Annotated in this window: 16 protein-coding genes; 11 read left to right on the top strand and 5 right to left on the bottom strand. The window is 39.3% G+C overall.

Features of this window, described 5'->3' with window-relative positions; genetic code table 11:
* The first annotated feature begins 29 nt into the window (after window positions 1–29).
* The 6 genes from AABJ51_RS16410 to mtgA all read left to right on the top strand — a co-directional run bounded on the left by AABJ51_RS16410 (window position 30) and on the right by mtgA (window position 7,818).
* A complete protein-coding gene (locus AABJ51_RS16410; RefSeq protein ID WP_338373421.1) occupies window positions 30–1,460 on the top strand; it encodes a CCA tRNA nucleotidyltransferase in 1,431 nt (476 codons plus the stop codon).
* Window positions 1,461–2,021: 561 nt separating this feature from the next.
* On the top strand, window positions 2,022–2,381 hold the full coding sequence (rsfS, locus tag AABJ51_RS16405; protein WP_026628086.1) for a ribosome silencing factor: 360 nt from the start codon (window positions 2,022–2,024) through the stop codon (window positions 2,379–2,381).
* Window positions 2,382–2,614: 233 nt separating this feature from the next.
* Window positions 2,615–4,663 carry an ATP-dependent zinc metalloprotease FtsH gene (gene ftsH, locus AABJ51_RS16400; protein ID WP_026628085.1) on the top strand — a complete coding sequence of 683 codons (2,049 nt, stop codon included), beginning with the start codon at window positions 2,615–2,617 and terminating at the stop codon, window positions 4,661–4,663.
* Between the two features lie 100 nt (window positions 4,664–4,763).
* On the top strand, window positions 4,764–5,615 hold the full coding sequence (locus AABJ51_RS16395) for a phosphatidate cytidylyltransferase (protein ID WP_246037457.1): 852 nt from the start codon (window positions 4,764–4,766) through the stop codon (window positions 5,613–5,615).
* A gap of 254 nt (window positions 5,616–5,869) precedes the next feature.
* Window positions 5,870–7,021 carry a porin gene (locus AABJ51_RS16390; protein WP_338373420.1) on the top strand — a complete coding sequence of 384 codons (1,152 nt, stop codon included), beginning with the start codon at window positions 5,870–5,872 and terminating at the stop codon, window positions 7,019–7,021.
* 113 nt (window positions 7,022–7,134) lie between these two features.
* Window positions 7,135–7,818 carry a monofunctional biosynthetic peptidoglycan transglycosylase gene (gene mtgA, locus AABJ51_RS16385; RefSeq protein ID WP_035332538.1) on the top strand — a complete coding sequence of 228 codons (684 nt, stop codon included), beginning with the start codon at window positions 7,135–7,137 and terminating at the stop codon, window positions 7,816–7,818.
* On the opposite strand, the gene AABJ51_RS16380 is transcribed toward mtgA, so the two are convergent.
* Window positions 7,811–9,109, bottom strand: a complete 1,299-nt coding sequence (locus tag AABJ51_RS16380) for an MATE family efflux transporter (RefSeq protein WP_338373418.1) — start codon at window positions 9,107–9,109, stop codon at window positions 7,811–7,813. The two genes, mtgA and AABJ51_RS16380, sit on opposite strands and share 8 nt — an antisense overlap.
* A 654-nt stretch (window positions 9,110–9,763) precedes the next feature.
* Between AABJ51_RS16380 and AABJ51_RS16375 the strand changes: the two genes are divergently transcribed.
* The 5 genes from AABJ51_RS16375 (at window position 9,764) to mutL (ending at window position 18,012) form a co-directional block, all read left to right on the top strand.
* Entirely contained in the window at window positions 9,764–11,734 is a 1,971-nt protein-coding gene (locus AABJ51_RS16375; protein WP_338373417.1) for a foldase protein PrsA, read from the top strand.
* Complete coding sequence (locus AABJ51_RS16370) at window positions 11,731–12,636, top strand: peptidyl-prolyl cis-trans isomerase (RefSeq protein ID WP_338373416.1); 906 nt, start codon at window positions 11,731–11,733, stop codon at window positions 12,634–12,636. The genes AABJ51_RS16375 and AABJ51_RS16370 overlap by 4 nt, the downstream gene beginning before the upstream one ends.
* A 240-nt stretch (window positions 12,637–12,876) precedes the next feature.
* Window positions 12,877–14,256: a peptidylprolyl isomerase gene (locus AABJ51_RS16365; protein WP_134436806.1), complete on the top strand. Its 1,380-nt coding sequence runs from the start codon at window positions 12,877–12,879 to the stop codon at window positions 14,254–14,256.
* A 113-nt stretch (window positions 14,257–14,369) separates the two neighbouring features.
* On the top strand, window positions 14,370–16,055 hold the full coding sequence (locus AABJ51_RS16360) for an OstA-like protein (protein ID WP_338373415.1): 1,686 nt from the start codon (window positions 14,370–14,372) through the stop codon (window positions 16,053–16,055).
* A 109-nt stretch (window positions 16,056–16,164) separates the two neighbouring features.
* Window positions 16,165–18,012, top strand: coding sequence for a DNA mismatch repair endonuclease MutL (mutL, locus tag AABJ51_RS16355; RefSeq protein ID WP_338373414.1), 1,848 nt, complete (start codon window positions 16,165–16,167; stop codon window positions 18,010–18,012).
* A 45-nt stretch (window positions 18,013–18,057) separates the two neighbouring features.
* Here mutL and AABJ51_RS16350 read toward each other — a convergent pair whose 3' ends face one another.
* The 4 genes from AABJ51_RS16350 to AABJ51_RS16335 form a co-directional block, all read right to left on the bottom strand.
* Window positions 18,058–18,663 (bottom strand): cysteine hydrolase family protein, encoded by a 606-nt coding sequence (locus AABJ51_RS16350; protein WP_338373413.1) that lies wholly within the window; start codon window positions 18,661–18,663, stop codon window positions 18,058–18,060.
* Window positions 18,660–19,820, bottom strand: coding sequence for a nicotinate phosphoribosyltransferase (gene pncB, locus AABJ51_RS16345; RefSeq protein WP_338373412.1), 1,161 nt, complete (start codon window positions 19,818–19,820; stop codon window positions 18,660–18,662). The genes AABJ51_RS16350 and pncB overlap by 4 nt, the downstream gene beginning before the upstream one ends.
* A 136-nt stretch (window positions 19,821–19,956) precedes the next feature.
* The gene (gene rlmD, locus AABJ51_RS16340; RefSeq protein WP_338373411.1) at window positions 19,957–21,366 is read right to left on the bottom strand and encodes a 23S rRNA (uracil(1939)-C(5))-methyltransferase RlmD; all 1,410 of its coding nucleotides are present in this window, start codon (window positions 21,364–21,366) and stop codon (window positions 19,957–19,959) included.
* Between the two features lie 414 nt (window positions 21,367–21,780).
* Window positions 21,781–23,208, bottom strand: a complete 1,428-nt coding sequence (locus AABJ51_RS16335) for a POT-type proton-dependent oligopeptide transporter (protein WP_134436797.1) — start codon at window positions 23,206–23,208, stop codon at window positions 21,781–21,783.
* Window positions 23,209–23,253 lie beyond the last annotated feature (45 nt).

Raw genomic sequence — 23,253 nt, 5'->3', positions numbered from 1 at the left:
TGCTGCTTTTTGTAGATAAGAAACTTAAGATGTATTTAGACCAAGAAAAAATAGAACGGTACTTCTCCGGAAAAATATTCGATATAATCAGTAAAACTGCCGACAGCATGAATCTCGAGTGCTATGCGATAGGCGGATACGTGCGTGACATATTCCTGTACCGCCCATCAAAAGATATAGATGTGGTAACCGTAGGCAAAGGCATTGATCTGGCGAGAGCAGTTGCGGATAAACTAGGCAAAGGCACAAAACTATCGGTATTCCATAATTTCGGAACAGCTCAGATAAAATATAAGAATATAGAAGTAGAGTTTGTAGGGGCTCGCCGTGAGTCGTACGAAAGAGGCTCCCGCAAACCCTTTGTTGAAGATGGAACTCTCGAAGATGACCAGAACAGGAGAGACTTCACTATAAATGCATTGGCTGTATGCCTCAACAAACAGAGATTCGGAGAACTTCTCGATCCGTTTGGCGGATTGGAAGACCTTGAACGTTGCATCATACGTACCCCACTCGATCCCGATATAACATTCAGTGACGACCCGCTTCGTATGATGCGGGGTATACGCTTTTCGAGCCAATTGGGTTTCGATATAGAACATACGACATTTGATGCTATTGCCCGCAATAAAGAACGAATAGAGATAGTATCCAAAGAACGGATTATCGATGAGCTCAACAAAATAGTCTTATCTCCTAAGCCTTCTGTGGGTTTTCTGCTTCTGGATCAGACTGGATTACTTGAAATTATCTTCCCTGAATTAGTTGCGCTGAAAGGTGCTGAGACAAAAGACGGTGTGGGGCATAAAGATAATTTTTATCATACATTGACTGTTCTTGATAATATCTCACGCAAAACCGAAAATCTGTGGTTGCGTTGGGCTGCTATATTGCACGATATTGCCAAACCTGCTACCAAACGCTGGGATCCACGCCTTGGATGGACATTCCACAATCACAATTTTATCGGAGAAAAAATGATTCCGGGTATTTTCCGCAGGATGAAACTCCCTTTGAACGAAAAAATGAAATATGTACAGAAACTAGTCGGTCTGCATATGCGTCCGGTGACCCTTGTCGAAGAAGAGGTAACCGATTCGGCGGTAAGAAGATTATTATTCGAAGCCGGAGACGATATTGAAGACCTGATGATTCTCTGCGAGGCTGATATAACCTCCAAAAATCAGGATAAAGTACGCCGTTTTCTCAAAAACTTTCAGATTGTCCGTCAAAAGATGAAGGCTATTGAAGAAAAAGACCACGTCCGGAATTTCCAACCGCCTATCGGTGGTGAAGAAATCATGGAAATATTCGGTCTGTCTCCGTGCGCTGAGGTAGGACGTCTCAAATCATCTATAAAAGATGCTATCTTAGACGGAATCATACCCAACGAATACGAGCCGGCCTATCAGTATTTATTAAAAAAAGCAGCGTCTTTGGGTTTAAAACCGTTAAAATAGAATCATTGGTTGTCTTCACTTATATTTTTTATCTATAAGAAAAACAATGTCCCGACATGAAAATTCGATAATTAGAAAATAAAGACTGATAACGGATAACTGATTTTGCTGTTACCTTTGTTACCTTTTTTGAAATAACCTAAAAAAACGTTCAGCCGATCTAGAAGTAAAAAAGATAATGGTTGAAAAAAGCAATAAACCGAAAAATACATTTCACTTGTTACTTTTGTCACCTTCTTATGCGTTAGTCTTTTTTTAGATATACCTTAAGAAACATCTAAAACTTCTGAAAAAAGATCAGACAATAAAATCTCATATAACTGTTTTGCGTCTTCTAAAATAAAAAAACCGTTATCTTTGCAAATCGGAAAAGTCTCAGAGCAATAGTTGTTAAGACAATTGAACAACAGTAAGTTTTGAATAAATAAAAAACGGTTGAAAGTTGAATGTTAAAAATCAACAGACAAAAATCGCAGATCAACATGTTTTATCTATAAACTGAGACATGGATAACTCTGCGACCATAAAATATATTTATATAAAATAGATCAAAAGAAAATAATGAACGAAGAAAAAAACCTGGTGAATCATATTGTGGCTGCATGTCAAGATCGAAAAGCAAAAAATATTGTAACTGTCGATTTGTCCGAACTGCCCGGTGCTATCTGCAAATATTTTGTTATTTGCGAAGGTAATACCCCAATACAAGTCTCTGCCATTGCAGATGAGGTAGTTGACAGTCTCAAGAAAAAATCGAACGAAAGACCTATCACAATGGATGGAATGCGTGAAGCCAGATGGGTTGGTATAGACTATGGCACAGTAATTGTTCATATCTTTATTCCTGAACTTCGTGAATTCTATGATCTGGAACACCTATGGGCGGATGCTAAATTGGAGCAGATTCCTGATATAGATTAGTTCAGGGCTGAACAATCAAAACATTAAAATGTTATGAATAAACAGAATTAAAGTTCAGGGATTTTAATTTCTGTTACTTTTCAGAAGTATCATATTAAGTGACAGAAAGTATTTAATAATGCATTCAAGCGATAACCAACTGTTGCTGTTATGCTTGCAAAATCAACAAAAAGGTCTGAGGCCTTATTTTGAATTGGAAATAGATAACAAAAAAGGTCTGCGACCTTCATTATATGGAAAATAGAAACAATAAAAATCCTTTATCAAAAGGTAAAGGTCCTAAAATACCTGTTTCGAGCTATTGGATATATATCATTCTTCTAGCTTCTATTATCGGAATATACTTCTTTTCGCAAAACGCAATGGTAAAAGAAGTCGGCTGGTCTGACTTCCAAAAATACACCGAAGAGAATTGTGTTGAGCGTATTGTGGTTTACAATAAGAAGAATTCCTTGCAGGCGTATATACGGAAAGATTCGGTACAACGTGTGTTCAACCAGGAACCATCAAAGGTTGGCAGTGATCCTTCTATCATAGTAAGCATACCATCGGCTGATAAATTTTCGGATTTTTACGATAAAGTTATCGCTACTAATAAATACAAGATAGATGTAAGTTACGAAACCGGATCGGATTTTACTGATTTGCTCGTAGGCTTTCTTCCTTTTATCGTTCTTATCGGTATCTGGATATACATTATGCGCCGTATGTCGGGAGGTGGTTCCGGAGGCGGAGGTGGTGTATTCAGCGTAGGAAAATCCAAAGCACAGTTATACGACAAAGGATCGGATGCTAAAATTACATTTAAAGATGTAGCCGGATTAGCCGAAGCAAAAGAAGAACTCGAAGAAATGGTAGAGTTTTTGCGCAATGCGTCACGTTATACCGAAATCGGGGCTAAAATACCCAAAGGAGCATTGCTTGTTGGCCCTCCGGGAACAGGTAAAACCTTGTTGGCAAAAGCCGTTGCAGGCGAAGCTGATGTACCATTCTTTTCTATGTCTGGATCTGACTTTGTAGAAATGTTTGTGGGAGTTGGAGCATCACGTGTAAGAGACTTATTTAAACAAGCGAAAGAAAAAGCGCCTTGTATCATTTTCATTGACGAAATAGATGCGATAGGACGTGCCCGTGGTAAGAATCCGAATATGGGATCGAATGACGAGCGCGAGAATACACTGAATCAGCTTTTGACTGAAATGGATGGCTTCGGAACCAACAGCGGTGTAATAGTTCTTGCAGCTACAAACCGTGCTGATATTCTGGATAAAGCCTTACTTCGTGCTGGGCGTTTCGACCGTCAGATCTATGTTGACCTGCCGGATCTAAACGACCGTAAACAAATATTCAAAGTACACTTACGTCCGATCAAAATAGACGACAGTGCTGATATCGAGTTTTTAGCCCGCCAGACTCCCGGATTTTCAGGAGCAGATATTGCGAATGTATGTAATGAAGCGGCTTTGATTGCAGCTCGTAATCATAAGAAAGTTGTTACCGAGAGTGATTTCACAAGTGCGATTGACCGCATTGTAGGGGGACTTGAAAAGAAAAGTAAAGTAACAACCCTCAACGAACGTAAAACAATAGCTATACACGAAGCTGGGCACGCTACTCTAAGCTGGTTCCTTGAACATGCCGATCCGTTGGTTAAGGTTACAATCGTGCCACGTGGTAAAGCATTGGGTGCAGCCTGGTATCTGCCCGAAGAAAGACAGATCACAACCAAGGAACAAATGCTTGATGAACTTTGTGCCTTATTGGGAGGACGTGCTGCAGAAGAAGTATTTATAGGTCAAATATCGTCCGGTGCGATGAACGACCTTGAGCGTGTCACCAAACAAGCCTATGCAATGATCTCGTACATGGGTATGAGTCCGAATATTCCAAACGTATGTTTTTATGATTCTACAGGTCAGGGATATGGATTTACAAAACCCTATAGCGAAGAGACTGCGTTGATCATAGACAAAGAAGTTCAGGAAATGATCAATACTCAATACGAAAGAGCCAAAAGCCTATTACGCGAACATGCCGAAGGACATAATAAGCTGGCAGATCTTCTTCTCGAAAAAGAAGTCATATTCTCTGATAACCTCAAAGAGATATTCGGTCAGCGCCAATGGATCTCTCGTTCGGAAGAAATACTGAAAGAAGCCGAGCACCAACAGGAACCTCCCAAACAGGCGGATAAGCCTAAAGAGTCTGAGAATCAGATATCGGAACCGGATGTATCACAGCCGGGTTCCCCCCTCTTGGCTTCAGAAGATCAATCAGAATAAAATTAACTGAAAAGGTATAGTTCATAAACTATACCTTTTTCATTATATTTGCAGTATTCTAAAATTGAGCAGGTGCTTTTCTGCTAAAATCATAAAACAGGTGCTAAATCTAAAGAATCTAGGAACGCGCATTTTTACCGGAGTAATATTCATTTGCTTACTAATGGGCGGCATCCTCTTCAACCAATATACTTTCCTGATTGTATTTTCAATCATTACGTCTTTGGCTCTCTATGAATTTTACGGACTGCTCAGCAAAGCCGGTAAAACACCTCTAAATAAAATACTAAATACAATAGGAGGGTTATGCCTGTTTATCAGTGCATACTTCTTCTTTTCATCTACGAGCCATTCACTTATACTTTTAGTGCCATATGCTATCTATCTTCTCATACTTTTTGTGTCTGAATTATATGCCAAACACCCAAATCCTATTTTATCACTTGCGTATGCAGTATTAGGACAAATGTATATCGCCATCCCCTTATCGCTGCTGAACTTTCTGGCTTTCGGATACAAAGGATTGACAGGCTCTTATCACCATGCGCTGCTGTTAGCTCTATTCATATTCATTTGGGTTAATGATTCGTTTGCCTATCTCACAGGTTCTCTTTTCGGCAAACATAGGTTATTTGAACGTGTCTCTCCTAAAAAATCATGGGAGGGGTTCATCGGAGGAGCATTATTCTCAATAGTCGCAGCCATTATTTATGCTCAATTCTATACTGAGCTCCCATTATGGGCATGGATTGGATTTGCTGTCATAATGATCTCGGCCGGAACTTTAGGAGACCTCATCGAATCTCTGATGAAACGAACCCTTGATGTAAAGGACTCAGGAGACCTTCTTCCCGGGCACGGAGGTATTCTAGACAGAATAGACAGCGTCATATTCTCGATTCCTGCACAATTTGTATATCTCGAACTTGTTTTCTATATCATTCACTCCTGACTTTTTTCAACAGGTAAGGCTTATAAGACCTCAGCTAAACAAATAACAGATTTACAAACAGATAGATTTTATATATATATTTATATATTTTCGCATTTTTTCACTAATTTAGAAACCTATGATATTAGGATAAACGGTACTGCTTTAAATGATCAACATCTGAATAACACTTAAAATAACACTCAAAGAAATCGAAGACAACCGCTTATTCTTACTTAAAAAAATTCTTTATTTTTGACGTAAAAACTCAGACCATGAAAAAATTACTACTATCAGGAGCCCTACTTTTGTCTGCAATGTGTGTATTCGGACAAAAGAATGACGACAACGCCTTACTTAAGAAGCTTGTCGACAAACAAGTCCTTACTCAGCAAGAAGCAGATGAAATAGCCAAAGAAAACAACAAACAATCTCAACCTGTATCATTGTCTCAGAAAGTAGACAAGGTCAGAGATGCATTCAATACACCGTATATGAAATTTGGCGGCTATGGCTTATTGATGTACAAATACAGCGATGTATCGAATGTAAAACACGATTTTGAACCCCGTGTAGCGTTTCTTCATATGAACGGAAAACTTACCAACAGCATAAGCTACTTTGTTATGGCTGAACTGGTCGATCCGCTTTTACATGAATTATATTTGGATTGGACACCTACAAAACAATTCAACATCAGAGCCGGACAGTTTAAAGTACCTTTCTCTTTAGAAAATCAAATCAGCCTCACTAATCTGGAAACCGTAATGTATTCCCGAACAATCTCCAGCTTAGTAAGTATGGGAGATGATGTGATGAAAAAACAGAACAACAGAAACAATGGCGGTCGTGACATCGGTATTCAGGCATCCGGATCATTAGCACCAATGGGTAATCACGATCTGATCCAATATTCACTCGGTGTATTTCAGGGATCGGGGATCACTACCCGCGAACAAAATAATACTAAGGACTTTGCCGGAACTCTGCTGTTACAGCCCATAAAAGGCTTCAGAGTAGGAGCCGGAGCTTATTTCGGACAGGCCACATATTCAAACGATGGTGGAATTACAACTGCCGACCATGTGAGAAACCGCTGGGGTATCAGTTCAGACTACCAAACAGACCGATTGACAGCCCGTGCCGAATGGTTCAAAGGAAATGACGGAGGTATAGACCGTGAAGGAGTGTACGGCTCGCTGCTATACTATTTTGCTCCTAAAAAATTCAATGCTGTAGCTAAAGTCGATTATTACAATAACAACAAAGCTATCAACAGTGAAGTGATGGATTATACCTTGGGGTTAAACTACTATTTCTTCCCTCAATGCAGATTCCAATTAAACTACATCCATTCGAACTATTCTAAAAAATGGGGTGCAGAAGACAGTAATACTGTATATGCACAAATGCAAATCGTTTTTTAATCGAATCAACGTATAAATTATTACTTTTGCATCATATTTGAGATCTGTACAATAGGATCTGAAGTATGATGCATTTTTTTAAGATAACAAAAGATCTCCAATAGGTTATACAAATGAAAAAGGCTTTAAAATGGATACGGAACATTGTTATATGTCTATTCGTATTCAGCATAGTACAAGTTCTTATCCTAAAATTCATCCCTGTCTATTATACTCCTCTGATGATATCGAACAACCTAAGCCAACTGTTCGACAAAGGAAGTGTGGAATGCGAACACAAATGGGTTCCTATCGAAAAGATATCCAAACACCTCCCTCAAGCGGTTGTAGCTTCAGAAGACAACCTGTTCATTGATCACTCCGGATTCGATTTCAAGCAAATAGCAAAGGCTCAGGAAGATGCCGATAAAAAAGGCAAACGACTGCGTGGAGCCAGCACCATAAGTCAGCAAACTGCAAAGAATGTATTCTTGTGGCAAGGCAGATCTTTTATACGAAAAGGATTAGAAGCCTATTACACTGTATTAATTGAGCTAATCTGGGGCAAAGAGCGCATCATGGAGGTCTATCTCAATTCAATAGAGATGGGCGAAAATATTTATGGGGCAGAAGCTGTAGCCCAAAAACACTTCAACAAACCGGCAAGCAAACTTACAGCGGAGCAGTGCGCCCTTATTGCCGCCACATTACCCAACCCAAAGAGATTTAACTCGGCGAAACCTTCGGCATATGTCCAAAAGAGAAAATACAAGATACTCAGCTTGATGAAAAAGATAGACCCTGTCGATTTCAGATAAGAGTCTGTTTTATCTTGTTTCGATACAGTATCGCCTGCATCACTCCACGCATAGACAGATATACGATAAAGGCCAGCCAAAGAGCATTATTCCCCAAATGGGATTGTAAAGAATAATAAATAACAAAGAAACATCCGGCTGCCACGAACATCGAATTCCTCATTTGACGTGACGCAGTCGCTCCGATAAATATCCCGTCCCAAAGAAAAGCAGAAAAACCTGCTATCGGCACAATCAGTATCCACATACGGTATTCTTCACAAACAGCAATAACTTCCGATTTATCGGTGAGAATACCTAAAATAGACTCTGTGAACAGTCCATATCCGAGTGTAAACAACGCAACGAAACACAATCCCCAAAGAAAGACATTCCGAATCATTCTATTAAGCTGCAAATATTGCTTTGCTCCGACAAAACGACCTGTTAGGGCTTCTGCTGCATAAGCAAATCCATCCATTATATAAGAAAACAATGTAAATAACTGCATCAATAATGCGTTTGCAGCTAAAACGATAGCACCCATTCTTGCTGATATGGATGTAAAAAACGTAGTAACCGCTATAAGTAACAGTGTCCTGATGAATATATCGGCATTAACCCGAAAAAAGGGAAGATAAGAAGACCAGTCTTTCAGCCGCTTGTAATCCAATGTCAACCTGATATTCTTATACTTAAAGAACCAGATAGCGAAAGACAATAAAAATCCCGATAACTGAGCCAAAGCCGATCCCAGAGCAACACCCCTGAGCTGCATATTGAATACATAAACAAACAAAAGGCTCAGTGATATGTTGATAACATTTACAGCAATAGCAATCACCATCGGCGTACGGGCATCCTGCATCCCTACATACCACCCCGCAAAAGCGTACATACCAAGTACGGCCGGAGCAGCCCAAACATATATATAGAAATAATCGGCTGCATAAATTTTAAGCTCCTGTTCGGCATTAACCACTCTAAAGAATATTTCGAAAATAGGATATTGCAACACCACGATCAACACTCCCGCAGAAAAAGCAATCAATAAAGAACGCAATAAAATGACACCCGTTTCCGTACTGTTACCGGCACCGTAAGCCTGAGCAGTAAAACCGCTCGTTCCCATACGCAGAAAGGAAAAACTCCAATACATAAAGTTAAATATGATGACGGCAATGGCAATGGCACTTATAAATATTTCTTTATCGAGATGCCCGACAATAGACATATCTACCATACTAAGCAAGGGTACGGTTATATTAGATATTATATTGGGAATCGCCAGTCGTAAAATAGCTTTATTCATACGGACAAAGGTAATTAGAAAAATCAGTCATCAATTAACAATTTCAAGCAACATCAAAAAGGTTACAAAAGTAACACACTTTACACTCACTTTTCGGATGATGCTTTTTGCCCCTCTGTCTCTTAAAATGGATTTAGCCGCCACCCGAAAATCCCCTTTAGGGGTTCGTGGTTCTTTTCCAAAAAGGTTACAAAGGTTACAACAAAAATGTACTTTCTGAGGTGCCAACTTTTCCCTTTTCTCAGATTTCTCCGGCTATTCAAAGAACCTTTTTTAACAAGAGAGCCTGCTCCCAAAGGTCACTTTCCCTATAGATAAAAAACGAATAAAAGGATCTGTACCCCTGAACAAAAAAGATATTTTCTTTTAGCTGTTATTCCATACTTTATATACTTGTGTGTCCATTATCAAAAGTATGTAATACACCCTCAGTCCATACAGAATTCGGTTTCGGCCTGTCAGACTCCAGTTTCGGAAAAACTTCATATATTTGCAATACAATAAGTAACAGATAGTATCCAATGACACATCCAAAAGCGATGACTATCTATCGTATTTACACTTATTAAGCCAATAATTAACAATTGCCGAAGCGAAGATGAGGCAAATAGGTCTGAGACCTTAAATTGGCTTATCAAATTATCACACTTAATCATGAATAAACTGAAAATCTCAGGTCTTTTTCTTTTCCTATTTATGACAGTCGGGGTATTTGCTCAGAAGACTGACGACTATCTATTCAAAATAGACAAAAAAACAGTCTCTGTTGAAGACTTTGAATACGCTTACCTCAAAGACCGAAAAAACAACATACAACCTCCCGTAACGATACCCGATTTTCTAAAATCGTTTAGCCTCCTTAAAGTCAAGGTCGCCGAAGCCGAAGCGTCAGGTCTCGACAAAGATCCTGTATTTGTTTCGGAGTATAACAAATATGCAGAATCAACCAAAAATAAATATATCAACGATACCGCATCCGCAGAAACTGCAGCTAAGCTGGTATACAACCGCCTGCAATATAATGTTGAAGTAAGTAAAATCTACATTCCCTTTACTTCAGACAAATTGTTCCCCAAAGATACTTTGACGGCATATAATAAAATTAAAGAAATAAGAGCATCAATCATCAATGCACCCGATAGTGAATACCGAAAAACAGCCCGCTTGTATCCGGCTCCAGAATCTCCTGCTGAAAAAGATATAGTCTGGACAACTGCGCTTACTTCTCCCAAAATATTGGAAGATGCCATTTACAATACACCCATAGGCAGTATATCCGAGCCAATAAGAACTAATACCGGCTATTATCTGGTAAAAACATATCGCAAAAGACCCGACAGGGGCGAAGTACGCATAGCCCACATCTTGTTCCTGTATCCCGAGAATGCCACACAAGCCGAAAAAGACAGCGTAAGAAGCCTTTCGCAGAGGGTTATAACCGATTTGGATGACAATCAACCATTCGAAGGGATTTGTCAGGCAATCTCGGCAGACAGGGCAACCGCTCCGAAAGGAGGCGATTTAGGATGGTTTAGCACAAGAAGTAATCTTATACCCCAATTCGACTCGATATTTTACAGCCTGAAAAAACTCAAAGACTATACCCGTCCGATCGAATTCGATTACGGTTTTCATATATTTAAGCTGATAGGAAAAGTACATCTCGATCCTTGGCCTGAGATCAAACCCGATCTGATTAGCGAAATGGAGAAACACAATCGTGATGGAGACATAGAATCTCTTAAATTAAAAAGATTATCACAAAAATATCCATATGCCATCAACAGCAAGGTGTTGAGAAGCATACTTGACATAGCCGATACACATCATGCTTCGGATAGTTTGTTCTTCAAAAATTTACCTGATTTATATAATAAAAAACTAGTAACAATCAGAAATACAGAATATAACGTTTCGGATTTCGTTGATTATATTTTCAATAATTTATCTGCAAAGTCGACATTATCTACCGATATAGTTTATGAAAAACTCGATGGATTTGTCCTGAACAAATTAACAGAAGTAAATGAAAAAAGAATCATAGATGATACACCCGAGTTAAAACATCTTTTGCAGGAGTATTATGACGGTATATTACTGTTTACCATTATGGATAAAGAGATATGGACTAAGGCATCTATAGACACCGAAGGCTTGACCAAAACTTTCGACCGGAACAGAAATAAGTACACATGGACAGAACCGAAATACAAAGGATATGTTATATACCTTAAAGACCGTGCTGCTTTTGACAAGGCTTTAGCTATACAAAATGAATACGGTTCCCAGGATAACTTTATACAGATACTCACCAAGAGTTTCAGCAACGATTCCATCAAACCTTTATATATCGAAAAGGGTATTTGGGCTAAAGGCGAAAATGATTTTGTAGATAATACTCTTTATAAGACCGAGATAAAGAAAGAAGTAGTTGGCTATCCGTTCTTCTTCATACACGGAAAAATGTTGGATCAACCCCAGACATTCGAAGATGTAAAAGGGCTTGTGATTCAGGATTATCAGGACGCATTGGAAAAACAATGGACAGAATATATTATCAAAAAACATAAAGTAGTAGTAAATAACGAGGCCTTGAAACGCCTGACTCAAAAATATCAGCAATGACTCAATCAATCTCTGGCTCCCTAAAAAAGACCGTCATATATTTCGCTTCAATCTCAATCTTGATCAGTTGTTCCGACAAAGAAAGTGCAACGCCGAATAAAGACGATTCGCCGATAGTTTCTGTCAATGGAAAGACCTTGTATCTTGCCGATCTGAATAATGCAATACCATCGGGATTGAGTGCGGCAGACAGTACTCAGGCTGCGGACGCATACATAAAAATGTGGATAAAAGACGAACTCATTTATGAAAAAGCAAAGCAAAACGTTACTGATCAGCAAAGCATTGACGAAATGGTTGAAAATTACCGACAGTCATTAACCACATTCACTTATCTGGAGCAGTTACTGAAAGAAGAATTGTCGAAAAAGATAACCGAAACCGAGATGAAAGACTATTATGACAAACATCCCGAAAGTTTCGAACTGCAATCATGTTTAGTCAAAGGCTTATTTCTTAAAATACCGCAGTCTTCGTCCGAAGTTAAAAATTTCAGACAATGGTATCAGTCGAATACAGATGCAGCAAAAGAAAAAATAGAAAAAGCCTCATTGCAAAATGCCGTTATTTATGATTATTTTTATGATAAATGGGTCAACTTCGATGATATAGCGTCCAACATACCGGTATCTATCAGCGACCAAAGCCAATTTGTCAAAAATAATAAGAATTACGAAACACAAGATTCACTGTATGTATATTTTCTGCATATCGAAGAATATGCCCTCGCCGGCTCTAAAGCTCCTTACGAATACTCAAAATCGGAGATCACTGATATTCTAATTAACAAAAACAGGGAGGCCTTTTTAAAAACATTTGAAACGGATCTTTTACAGTCGGCAGAGAACAAAAAACAAATAAAATATTACAAAGAAGAAAATACAGCCCAGAAGAAAAAATAACGATTTTCTTTTTCCGATGTGCTTCTAAAATATCAAAAAGGCCTTATACCTTAAAGAAGTATGAAATATTAATAACTTCTTTTAATATATTCAAAATATAAATTCTTTCGATTATTACTATATTTACGCCACTTTTGGTTTTTTGACTTTTTTGTTACTTTGCCAAATCGCGAGAAATGTCTCATGACATAGAATAAAAAGGTCTGAGACCTTACTAGCTTTTACTTAATAAAATACATAATGACCGTTCTTAAGAAAACCGTATTTTTCATCAGTTTGTTCTGCACGATACTATTTAGTGCAAACGCGCAAGACAATGTTATCGACCAGATTGTGTGGGTAGTCGGAGACGAAGCTATACTCAAATCGGATGTAGAAGCCGTAAGACTGCAAATGCAATTAGAAAAAGAACATTTCGACGGAGATCCTTATTGTTTGATACCCGAACAATTAGCTGTACAAAAATTATTCCTCCACCAAGCAAAAGTTGATAGTATCGATGTCGAAAACTCTACTGTCAGCCGTACTGTGGACAGACGTATCAGCAATGCAATAGCATCTCTTGGTTCTCAAGAAAAACTGGAAGAATATTTAGGTAAAACCATTTCGCAACTGCGTGAAGAGTGGAGAGAACAGGTTCGTGATAATGAAATAGTAAACAAAGTTCAGCAGAACATCGTAGGACATATAAAGCTTACACCTTCCGAAATACGTAACTATTATACAGACCTTCCTCAGGATAGTTTACCGTTCATCCCGACAACAGTCGAAGTTGAGATCATCACAATGAATCCGAAAGTTCCACAGGCGGAAATCGACGCTGTAAAAAATAAACTGAGAGACTTTACCGATCGTGTAAACCGCAAAGAAACAGACTTCTCGACTCTGGCTCTACTATATTCAGAAGATACAGAATCGGCTAAAAGAGGAGGTGAACTAGGTTTTATGGGTAGAGCACAGCTTGTACCCGAATTTGCCAATGCGGCATTCTCATTGAACGATCCCAGCAAAGTTTCAAATGTTATTGAATCTGAGTATGGATATCACATAATACAACTCATAGAAAAAAGAGGAGACCGTGTCAATGTCCGTCATATTCTTCTTAAGCCAACTATACCTGCCGAAGAATTAGCGAAAACTTCTGCAAGAATGGATTCTTTGGTTATAGATTTAAATGCTAAGAAATTTACATTTGAAGAAGCTGCATCATACATTTCCGCAGATAAAGACACCCGCAACAACAAAGGGTTGATGGTCAACAAAAACGAATACAGTAATTATTCGGGAACATCACGTTTCAGAATGGAAGACCTGCCTCAGGAGGTAGCGAAATCTGTAGATAAACTTCAGGTAGGAGAACTGTCAAAACCATTCACTATGATCGGAAGCAACGGTAAGCAAACTGTTGCAATTGTAAAAGTTCGTCAACGTGTAAATTCTCATAAGGCAAATTTATCTGACGACTATCAGGTAATGAAATCCATAGTCGAAGGAAAAAAGAGAGAAGAGGTTTTGAAAAAATGGGTACAGGACAAAATCAAGACTACTTATGTGAGGATTGACGATGATTGGAAAAACTGTGATTTCCAACATTCCGGATGGATCAAAAACAACAAGTAAGATATTCTCGATCTTATAGAGAGATTACTTTTAATGGATATTTTTCTGTCCGAACGGAGTATTTCAGCTATATTTGTATATAGATAATTACACTACGGTCTGAGGCCTTTACAATGAATAAGTACATAAAACAATTTATAAACAACAGGCGCAAAATGCATATAGCAGCTATTTTGTGCCTGCTTGTTATATATGGTTCAGCGCAAGCCTGGGTTCAGCAAAAAACGCAGCAAAAACCTCCGATGACAACACAAGCACCAAAGACTCACCCTGCCAAAGGAGGGAAAAAGGTGATAGAGATAAGGAAAGCTCTGTTTCTTGACCGCAGGATAGGTTTCGAGCCGCAAATACTCAAAGATAGTGTTATCTTATATCACGACGGTATTGTCATGTATTGTGATAGTGCATATCTGGACGAAGCCGCAAACCGTTTCGAAGCATTCGGAACAGTACAGGTTGTACAAGGCGATACACTTTTCCTATACGGGAGCTACCTCGAATACGAAGGGGATATTAAACTGCTTAAAGTACGGAAGAATGTTCGTCTGGTAAATAAGGATGTAACCCTCTTTACGGATAGTTTAGATTATGATCGTGTAGGCAATATCGGCTATTATTTCGACGGAGGAATGCTTGTTGATTCACTTAATGAACTCACTTCCTACTGGGGACAATACGAACCCGGTAAACACATGGCACTATTCAGAGACAGTGCCCGTCTGACAAATCCTAAGTTTGTGATGTACACTGACACCCTACTATATGACACCCAAAGCAAAATATCGACAATAGTAGGTCCAACACGTATCGAATCGGACAGTGCAACGATCTATTCAACCAAAGGATGGTATAATACCAGTACTGAGCAGTCGTTGTTACTCGATCAATCACGCATTATCAATAAAGAAGGAGACCGTACTCTTACCGGCGATTCAATATATTATCATAAAAAAGAAGGATACGGTGAGGTATTCGGCAATATGCATTTGCAGGATACCACAAAAAAGGTTATTCTCACCGGTCATTACGGACTTTATAACGAGAGAACCAATTATGCAATGGCAACAGATTCGGCACTTGCGATCGAATATTCGCAAGCCGACAGCTTGTTCCTTCATGCAGATACTCTTGAACTGATAACAGATTCGATATACCGGGAAATGAAAGCTCATAAAGGAGCCCGTTTTTACAGAAGTGACTTACAAGGTGTATGCGATTCTCTTCAATTCAACACGAAAGATTCGACCTTGTACATGTATCAGAACCCTATTTTATGGAATGAAAACCACCAGATATTAGGTGATACCATACAAGTATTCTTCAACGACAGTACAATAGACTGGACTCATATATGGCCTAATGCTTTTGCGATAGAAGATAAAGACTCTATCCACTACAATCAGGTTAAAGGGCGTGATCTGAAGGCTTATTTCGAGAATAAGAGTATAAAGCATATATTGGTGTCGGGTAATGCCGAATCAATCTTCTATCCCGAAGAAAAGGACAAGTCGATGATGGGCATGAATCAGACTGAGAGCAGTTTTCTATCTATGGATTTTGAAGATAAGAAGATACAAAAGATAAAACTCTGGCCGAAGGCTACAGGAAAAATGACTCCGCTAGCCGATCTGAAACCCGAGTTAGGTAAACTTACCGATTTTCAATGGTATGACTATATAAGACCGTTGAACAGGGATGATGTCTTCCGTAAAGTACAGCGAAAAGCCGGATGGGATTCAAGCAAACGGCGATCCAACCGTACTACGACCACGACAACCCCACCTCCGGTCTCTCAATAAATTTTAAGATAGGCCTTCTTATTAACTTATAAAGTAAACAGCCGCTTTTATTGTGTCTGAAAAGTATGACATTAAAATCGTGCTGCGACTTATATAAACAACAGCAACAATGAATGATATTATACACCTTCTGCCCGATTCGATAGCAAACCAGATAGCAGCAGGAGAAGTCGTTCAGCGTCCGGCATCTGTTGTTAAAGAACTTCTCGAAAATGCCATCGACGCAGGAGCGACCAGCATACAGCTTATTATCAAAGACGCAGGGCGTACTCTCATACAAGTTATTGACAACGGTAAGGGCATGTCTCCTACTGATGCACGTTTGGCATTCGAACGTCATGCAACCTCTAAAATACGTACGGCCGAAGATTTATTCGCACTTCGTACAATGGGTTTCAGGGGAGAAGCATTACCTTCTATAGCCTCTGTAGCTCAGGTCGATTTAAAAACCAAAAGAGCTGAAGATGAGATCGGAACCCATCTGGTTATTTCAGGCTCTGTTGTAGAAAAGCAGGAAGAAACTGCTTGTGTAACAGGTAGTAACTTTTCCATCAAAAATATCTTCTTCAATGTTCCCGCACGCCGTAAGTTTCTGAAATCGAATGAGACCGAACGCAAAAATATACTGACCGAACTGGAACGGATAGCAATGGTAAATCCTGATATCGAGTTTTCGTTTATCGACAACGAGATAGAGGTTTTACGTTACCCCGCATCCAATCTTAAACAACGAATAATCAGTGTTGTCGGCAAGAGTTTCAATCAACAGCTTATAGCCATTGAGATAGAAACCACGATAGCTAAAATATCGGGATTTATAGGTAAGCCCGAATCAGCCCGTAAAACAAGGGCACTGCAATACTTCTTCGTAAACGGAAGGTACATGCGGCATCCATACTTTGCGAAGGCAATTACATCAGCGTATGAGCCGTTAATCCCAACAGGGGAAAGCCCTAATTTCTTTATATACCTTGATGTGAATCCTGATACTATAGATGTAAATATCCATCCGACCAAAACCGAGATCAAGTTCGAAAATGAGCAGCCCATCTGGCAGATACTGGCAGCCACAGCCAAAGAAGCTTTGGGTAAGTTCAACGAAGTACCGACCATCGACTTTGACACTGATGGTGCTATAGATATACCCATTCACGACAATTCGGTACAGGCCGCACGCCCCCAGATAAATATCGACCCATCATATAACCCCTTCAAGTCGCCATCAGGCAGTGTATCCCGAGGATCATCATACAATCGTCCGAGTTTCGATTGGGATACCCTCTATAAGGGATTCGAGAAGGACACGACACCCGACTATCAGGAAGAGCAAGTCATAGAATCTCCATCCGGCTTTTCAGCGGGAACTTTATTCGAAGAGCAAGCTTCTGATGACAATACAACGATACATTATCAGTATAAAAACAGATATATACTGACCTCGGTAAAATCGGGTCTGATGATGATAGATCAGCGCAGGGCACATGTGAGAATACTGTTTGACCAGTTCTTACAGAATATTAAGCTAAAGCGGGGCATATCACAGCGTTCGCTGTTCCCCGAAATAATCGAATTCTCAGCTTCAGAAGCCGCTATGATACCTTATCTGCTTGAAGATATAGAGGCTGTAGGATTCGACCTCAGCAATCTGGGTAATAATTCCTATGCGATAAACGGCGTACCTTCGGAATTGGATAAGATTAATCCGATGGAGCTTGTACACAATATGGTATCGAAGAGTATAGAGACAGGCAGTGACGTAAAAGAAGAGATACAAGAATCACTGGCATTGTCAATGGCATACGCGGCAGCAATCCCTTACGGACATAAGCTGACAACAGACGAGACATCCAATATTGTGGATAAGCTATTTGCCTCATCTTCTCATAAATATACTCCTGACGGCAAACTGATAATTACAGTCATTGAAGATACTGAAATTGAAAAACGGTTCAAGTAAGGACTGAAACCTTACTTAAACCGCTTCTTATTATTCGTATTACTATTACTCTTTTATAAAGTCTTCGGACTTGATAGCTCTGGCATAATAATAACTGAGAGCTCCGACTATGGCCGTATTAACATCCAATCCTCCGATGACCTTATCATCAAAACTTAGATCGGGCGCAGCGCAAGCATCTGCAATTAATGTACAATTATAGCCGAAGTCTTTTGCTGCACGTACTGTTGCATCCACACACATGCTTGTCATCATACCGCAGATAACCAGTTCGGTAATCCCTTTTTCCGATAAGAAACTTTGCAATTCTGTTTGTAAAAAGCTATTGGGGAAATGTTTCTCTATAATCTGTTCACCCTCTACAGGTCTTACCAGATCATATATTTCTACTCCTTTAGTTCCGGGCAGAAAAAAAGCAGCCCCTTCCCTATTCGAAATATGCTGAATATGAACGATCGGTAAATTTTTCTCCCTGAAATACTTTAATACATCCTTTGCTTTTATCGCAGCTTCACGACTTCCGACCAGCGGCATATTTCCTCCTTCAAAATAATCATTCTGAATATCTATGATAATCAAAGCTTTCTGTTGCGCATGTACCATCCCAAACATAGTTATAATTAAAAATAAGGTCGATATTTTCTTTCTCATTCTATTCCCAAAGTCATCTTACAGATCTCAATCTCCTTTTCGTTACCGGTATTCTTACCCATTACATCCGAAAGTTTTACAGCTTGCAAAAATTCCTCTTTCGGTTTGGACTTGATTGCAGTCAGCTTTATTACGATATTAAGAGGTTTTACTCCTACATCATTCGTAAAATAAGTGCCTATACCATAGGTATCGTGAACGCGACCATTTACATAGTTTTTGATACGTTTCACTTCATCCACATTGAGGGAATCACTGTACACAATAGTCTTAGATGCCGGATCTATTCTATTGGCTTCGTAAAACTGTATTGCCTTATCTGTAAATTCGAGAACGTCACCGCTATCGCAGCGCACTCCGTCAAATAACTTCGCTTGTTTAAGGCTGAATGATTTGAAAAAAGAATCCGTTGTATATGTATCGGTCAATGTGATACCCAAACTGCCCTGAAACACATCTACCCAAGCTTCTAAAGCCTTTATATTGGCGGCTCTGTAACCAAACAATGCTCCATGGTACATAAACCATTCGTGAGGCATGGTTCCTATCGGTGTAGTATTATGTTTCATTGCCAGATATACATTGCTGGTACCTTTGAAATAATCGCCCGAATTAGCCTTCAATGTTCCGACAACCTTATCGTGAACATCAAATGAAAAACGGCGGCGTGTACCGAAGTCCGAATAGTCTGCATCTATTTCGGCTAACCCTAAAGCCTTTTCTTTCGCATGAGATTCCACATCATCAGGAGCTGCTCCTGTCATGATAAAATATAACTCCGAAACCAAAGCCATCAGAGGTACTTCCCACAGAACTGTCCGATACCAATATCCTTCGATATATATTTCGAGATCACCTCCGGTCTGAGTTATATGCACTTCTTCGGGATCATACTGATAACCTTCGAGAAAATCGATAAAAGCCGGATCGAAGAAATAACATCTTTTCGAGATATATCGTTTTTCCTCCCTTGTCATTCTCAATGTCGACATGGCTGCAACTTCTTCTTTAAGTCTTTCCGCAAATCCCTCTGGAAATTGAGTATGCCCCCTGTTTATAAACTCATATCTAACATAAGACCACGGATATAATTTCTGGATAGCCAGCATGACAGAGAATTTATACAGGTCGTTATCTGTGAAATGTTTTAGAATCATACCTTCAAAATGTTTTAGAATTAAACATACGAACAGCCCTGTTTGTTAAGTAACAGGAAGTATTTAGTGTCCCATCTTTAAGAGAACAACAAACTATCGCTGTTATACTTGCCGGACAATAAACAGTTGTGAGACCTTATTTCCGTTCCATTAATACAACATTTTCCACATGATGTGTATGAGGGAACATATCTACAGGCTGAACTTTTACCACTTTATACTTTTCATCCAGCAGATTAAGATCTCTAGCCTGAGTCGCAGGATTACAACTTACATATACAATACGCTGCGGTTCGGCAAAAAGAATCACATTGACCACATCTTCATGCATACCGGCTCTCGGTGGGTCTGTGATAATTACATCGGGCTTACCGTGTTCGTTGATAAACTCCTGTGTAAGTATATCTTTCATATCGCCTGCATAAAACAGGGTGTTATCTATTTTATTGTTCTGTGAATTAACTTTTGCATCTTCAATAGCATCTTCCACATATTCTATACCTACCACTTTACGGGCTTGTTTAGCCACGAAATTTGCAATAGTTCCTGTTCCCGTATAAAGGTCATATACCAGTTCATCACCTGTCAGTCCGGCAAAATCGCGGGCTACTTTATACAAGTTATAAGCCTGTTCGCTATTGGTTTGATAAAAAGATTTAGGCCCGATCTTGAATTTAAGACCCTCCATCTCTTCGTATATATAATCATTGCCCCGCCATGTCAATACCTCCTGATCGGTTATTGTATCATTTGCCTTCTCATTCAGAATATATAACAGGGATGTAATCTGAGGAAAACGGTCTGCAATCGCATTTAAAATATCTTCCTGCGCCTCTTTATCGTCTTCATAAAAGACAACTATAACCATCAGTTCGCCTGTTGTCGAGGTACGGATAATGAGCGTACGCATCAGTCCGCCTTTAAACTTCAGGTTAAAGAAAGTATATCCTTTCTCATGACAGTAGTCACGCACAAAATTTCTCACCTGATTCGAGATATCATCTTGCAGCCAGCACTTGTCTATATCAAGCACTTTATCGAACATACCGGGAATATGGAATCCTACGGCATCCATATATTCAAATACTTCTCCTGAATTAATCTGATCCAGCGTCAGCCACTTTTTATTGGAAAATGTAAACTCGAGTTTATTTCTGTAAAACTGAGTCTTTTCAGAACCCAATATCGGCTGTATTTCTGGTATCTCGATATGACCTATGCGTGTCAGGTCGTTAGATACTTGATCTTGTTTGTATTTCAATTGTTCGGAATAGGGCAGAATTTGCCATTTACATCCTCCGCATATCCCGAAGTGTTCGCAAAAAGCCTCGCACCGATTGTCCGAATATTTTTCAAACCGGACAGCTTTACCCTCGGCATAACTGTTTTTCTTTCGTGTTACCTGTATGTCAATAATATCACCGGGTACTACATAAGGTACAAACACAACCATATTATCGACTTTGGCTATTGCTTTTCCTTCAGCGGCAACAGTAACCACTTCTACCGAAGGGTATAGGGGTAATGCTTTTTTCTTTCTGCTCATTTCTATTCAAGGTCTAAGACCTGCTTATTACTTTGGTAAGTTACTTTCTTCTTAATTGATACGCAAAAGTAATATATTTTATGCAAGTTTAGGGTTAGGCGTTCGATAAAGGGTTGATCAGCCTATTCTGATTTTGTAACTTTTTTTCTTCGTAAAAGCAAAAGGTTACAAAAGTTACGCACTTTATATTCACTTTTCGAATAATACTTTTTGCCCCTCTGTCCCCTAAAGGGGATTTAGCTGCCGCCCGAAAAGGTAACAAAGGTTACTCCAAAATTGTACTTTTTTCAGATGACACCTATTGCTTTTTTTATTATCACATTAATTTCTGTATAGATAAAAAACCCTCAGCTAACCAAGCCAAGGGTTTTATTTAAATCATATATTTTCAGGCTATAATCAGCTCAGACTATTTTAAATATCAGCAGCTTTTGCCCCATCTATCTTCCTTGTCACTTTACCATAAATAACTAAAGCGATGGCAGAAACAAGTCCTATACCGAAAAAGAAGAACCAGATATAATGAGCATGTTCCGTTGCATGTATATATTCTTCGGGGGTAAATCCCTTAGGATCGGGGCAATACCTATCTAACAAGAACCCTGAAAGCCCGAAAGCCAATATAGATGAGACAAACGAATGCAAATGGCTGAAACCTAAATAAAGCCCTTCTTCGCCTTTCGGTGACTGCAATGAAAAATATTCGAGAAAGCGGGGAGATATAAAGCATTCTGCCAAAGCCTGAAATGCAATACCGATAATCATCATAAGAGTTACAGGATGAATAGCTCCGAAAATAAGATCGTCACTCATCATTGCTCCTGTAGCCATTATCAGAGCCGATATAGGAATAATAAACATTCCGACCGTCATTGAAACCAAAGCCGATCGTTTCTGCATAATAGAGGTTACAACATTCACCAACAGGAACACAACAAACGGATTGACATTGGCAATCCAACCCGGCGAAGCATCTGTTCCAACCAAACGGATAACATATTTAGGCATAGTAGCATACATTTGCTGCTGTACCATCCAGAATCCGCTCACTATCAATATTAGAATAATAAGGCGTCCATTAGAGCAAACTTTACCCAATGCCCTGAATATATCCGAGAAAGATTTCCCCTGCCCTGTTGTATTAGACGATTGGTAGAAAAAATAAACAGCAATCAGAGCAAGCAATGTCATCGAAGCCGAAAAATAGTTCAGATAAACCAAACCAACATCCCCTAAACTTTTCCGTAACGGATCAACGACTGTCTTTCCTGTAAAGGCTCCGATATTTACCATCATATAAAAGATAGCAAAACCTCTTGCTCTTGTAGCCTCCGTTGTTTCACGAGCCACAGTACCCGATATCACCGATTTGATAAATGCACCACCGATAACGATCAATAACAATACCGGAACAATAGTCCATTGCTGAACACTACCCAACAATCCCGAAAACTCGGTATCGTGTCCGAAAGTAACGAGTCCTCTGTCCTTAAAAAAAGCAGAAAATAGCCCATCGCCAGTTCCTGCTCCATACTTAACTAATCCTGCATTTTCAAATAAGGTAGGAAAAATTCCTAATCCGAAATAACCGACCGTCAGTAGAGCAAATGCAATAAGAATAGAAGTTCTGAAACCTATTTTATCGGCATAAGCCCCTACAAAAGTAGGTAAGAGATACAGTAATGCCGAAAAGACTCCGGAGATGATTCCCGATTCGATATCAGAAAACCCCCAAACATTCGACAGGTAGATGGTTAATACAATAAATACAGCATAATACGCCAAACGCTCGAGTAATTCGACCGAATTGGCGACCCAAAAGGCTTTAGAGAATTTTGTCATAATAGTCTAGAGTCTGTTATATATAAGAATATAATTATAAGGCCT

The sequence above is a fragment of the Indolivaga capnocytophagoides genome, assembly GCF_036511535.1.
Classification (GTDB): Bacteria; Bacteroidota; Bacteroidia; order Bacteroidales; family Dysgonomonadaceae; genus Dysgonomonas_A; species Dysgonomonas_A capnocytophagoides.
The sequence above is the reverse complement of the archived record's forward strand: the minus strand, read 5'-3'. Positions and strand labels throughout refer to the sequence as shown.

Coding starts and splice junctions, on each gene's coding strand:
- AABJ51_RS16410 (WP_338373421.1), top strand. CDS start 30: ATGTATTTAGACCAAGAAAAAATAGAACGGTACTTCTCCGGAAAAATA.
- rsfS (WP_026628086.1), top strand. CDS start 2,022: ATGAACGAAGAAAAAAACCTGGTGAATCATATTGTGGCTGCATGTCAA.
- ftsH (WP_026628085.1), top strand. CDS start 2,615: ATGGAAAATAGAAACAATAAAAATCCTTTATCAAAAGGTAAAGGTCCT.
- AABJ51_RS16390 (WP_338373420.1), top strand. CDS start 5,870: ATGAAAAAATTACTACTATCAGGAGCCCTACTTTTGTCTGCAATGTGT.
- mtgA (WP_035332538.1), top strand. CDS start 7,135: ATGAAAAAGGCTTTAAAATGGATACGGAACATTGTTATATGTCTATTC.
- AABJ51_RS16380 (WP_338373418.1), bottom strand. CDS start 9,109: ATGAATAAAGCTATTTTACGACTGGCGATTCCCAATATAATATCTAAT.
- AABJ51_RS16375 (WP_338373417.1), top strand. CDS start 9,764: ATGAATAAACTGAAAATCTCAGGTCTTTTTCTTTTCCTATTTATGACA.
- AABJ51_RS16370 (WP_338373416.1), top strand. CDS start 11,731: ATGACTCAATCAATCTCTGGCTCCCTAAAAAAGACCGTCATATATTTC.
- AABJ51_RS16365 (WP_134436806.1), top strand. CDS start 12,877: ATGACCGTTCTTAAGAAAACCGTATTTTTCATCAGTTTGTTCTGCACG.
- AABJ51_RS16360 (WP_338373415.1), top strand. CDS start 14,370: ATGAATAAGTACATAAAACAATTTATAAACAACAGGCGCAAAATGCAT.
- mutL (WP_338373414.1), top strand. CDS start 16,165: ATGAATGATATTATACACCTTCTGCCCGATTCGATAGCAAACCAGATA.
- AABJ51_RS16350 (WP_338373413.1), bottom strand. CDS start 18,663: ATGAGAAAGAAAATATCGACCTTATTTTTAATTATAACTATGTTTGGG.
- pncB (WP_338373412.1), bottom strand. CDS start 19,820: ATGATTCTAAAACATTTCACAGATAACGACCTGTATAAATTCTCTGTC.
- rlmD (WP_338373411.1), bottom strand. CDS start 21,366: ATGAGCAGAAAGAAAAAAGCATTACCCCTATACCCTTCGGTAGAAGTG.
- AABJ51_RS16335 (WP_134436797.1), bottom strand. CDS start 23,208: ATGACAAAATTCTCTAAAGCCTTTTGGGTCGCCAATTCGGTCGAATTA.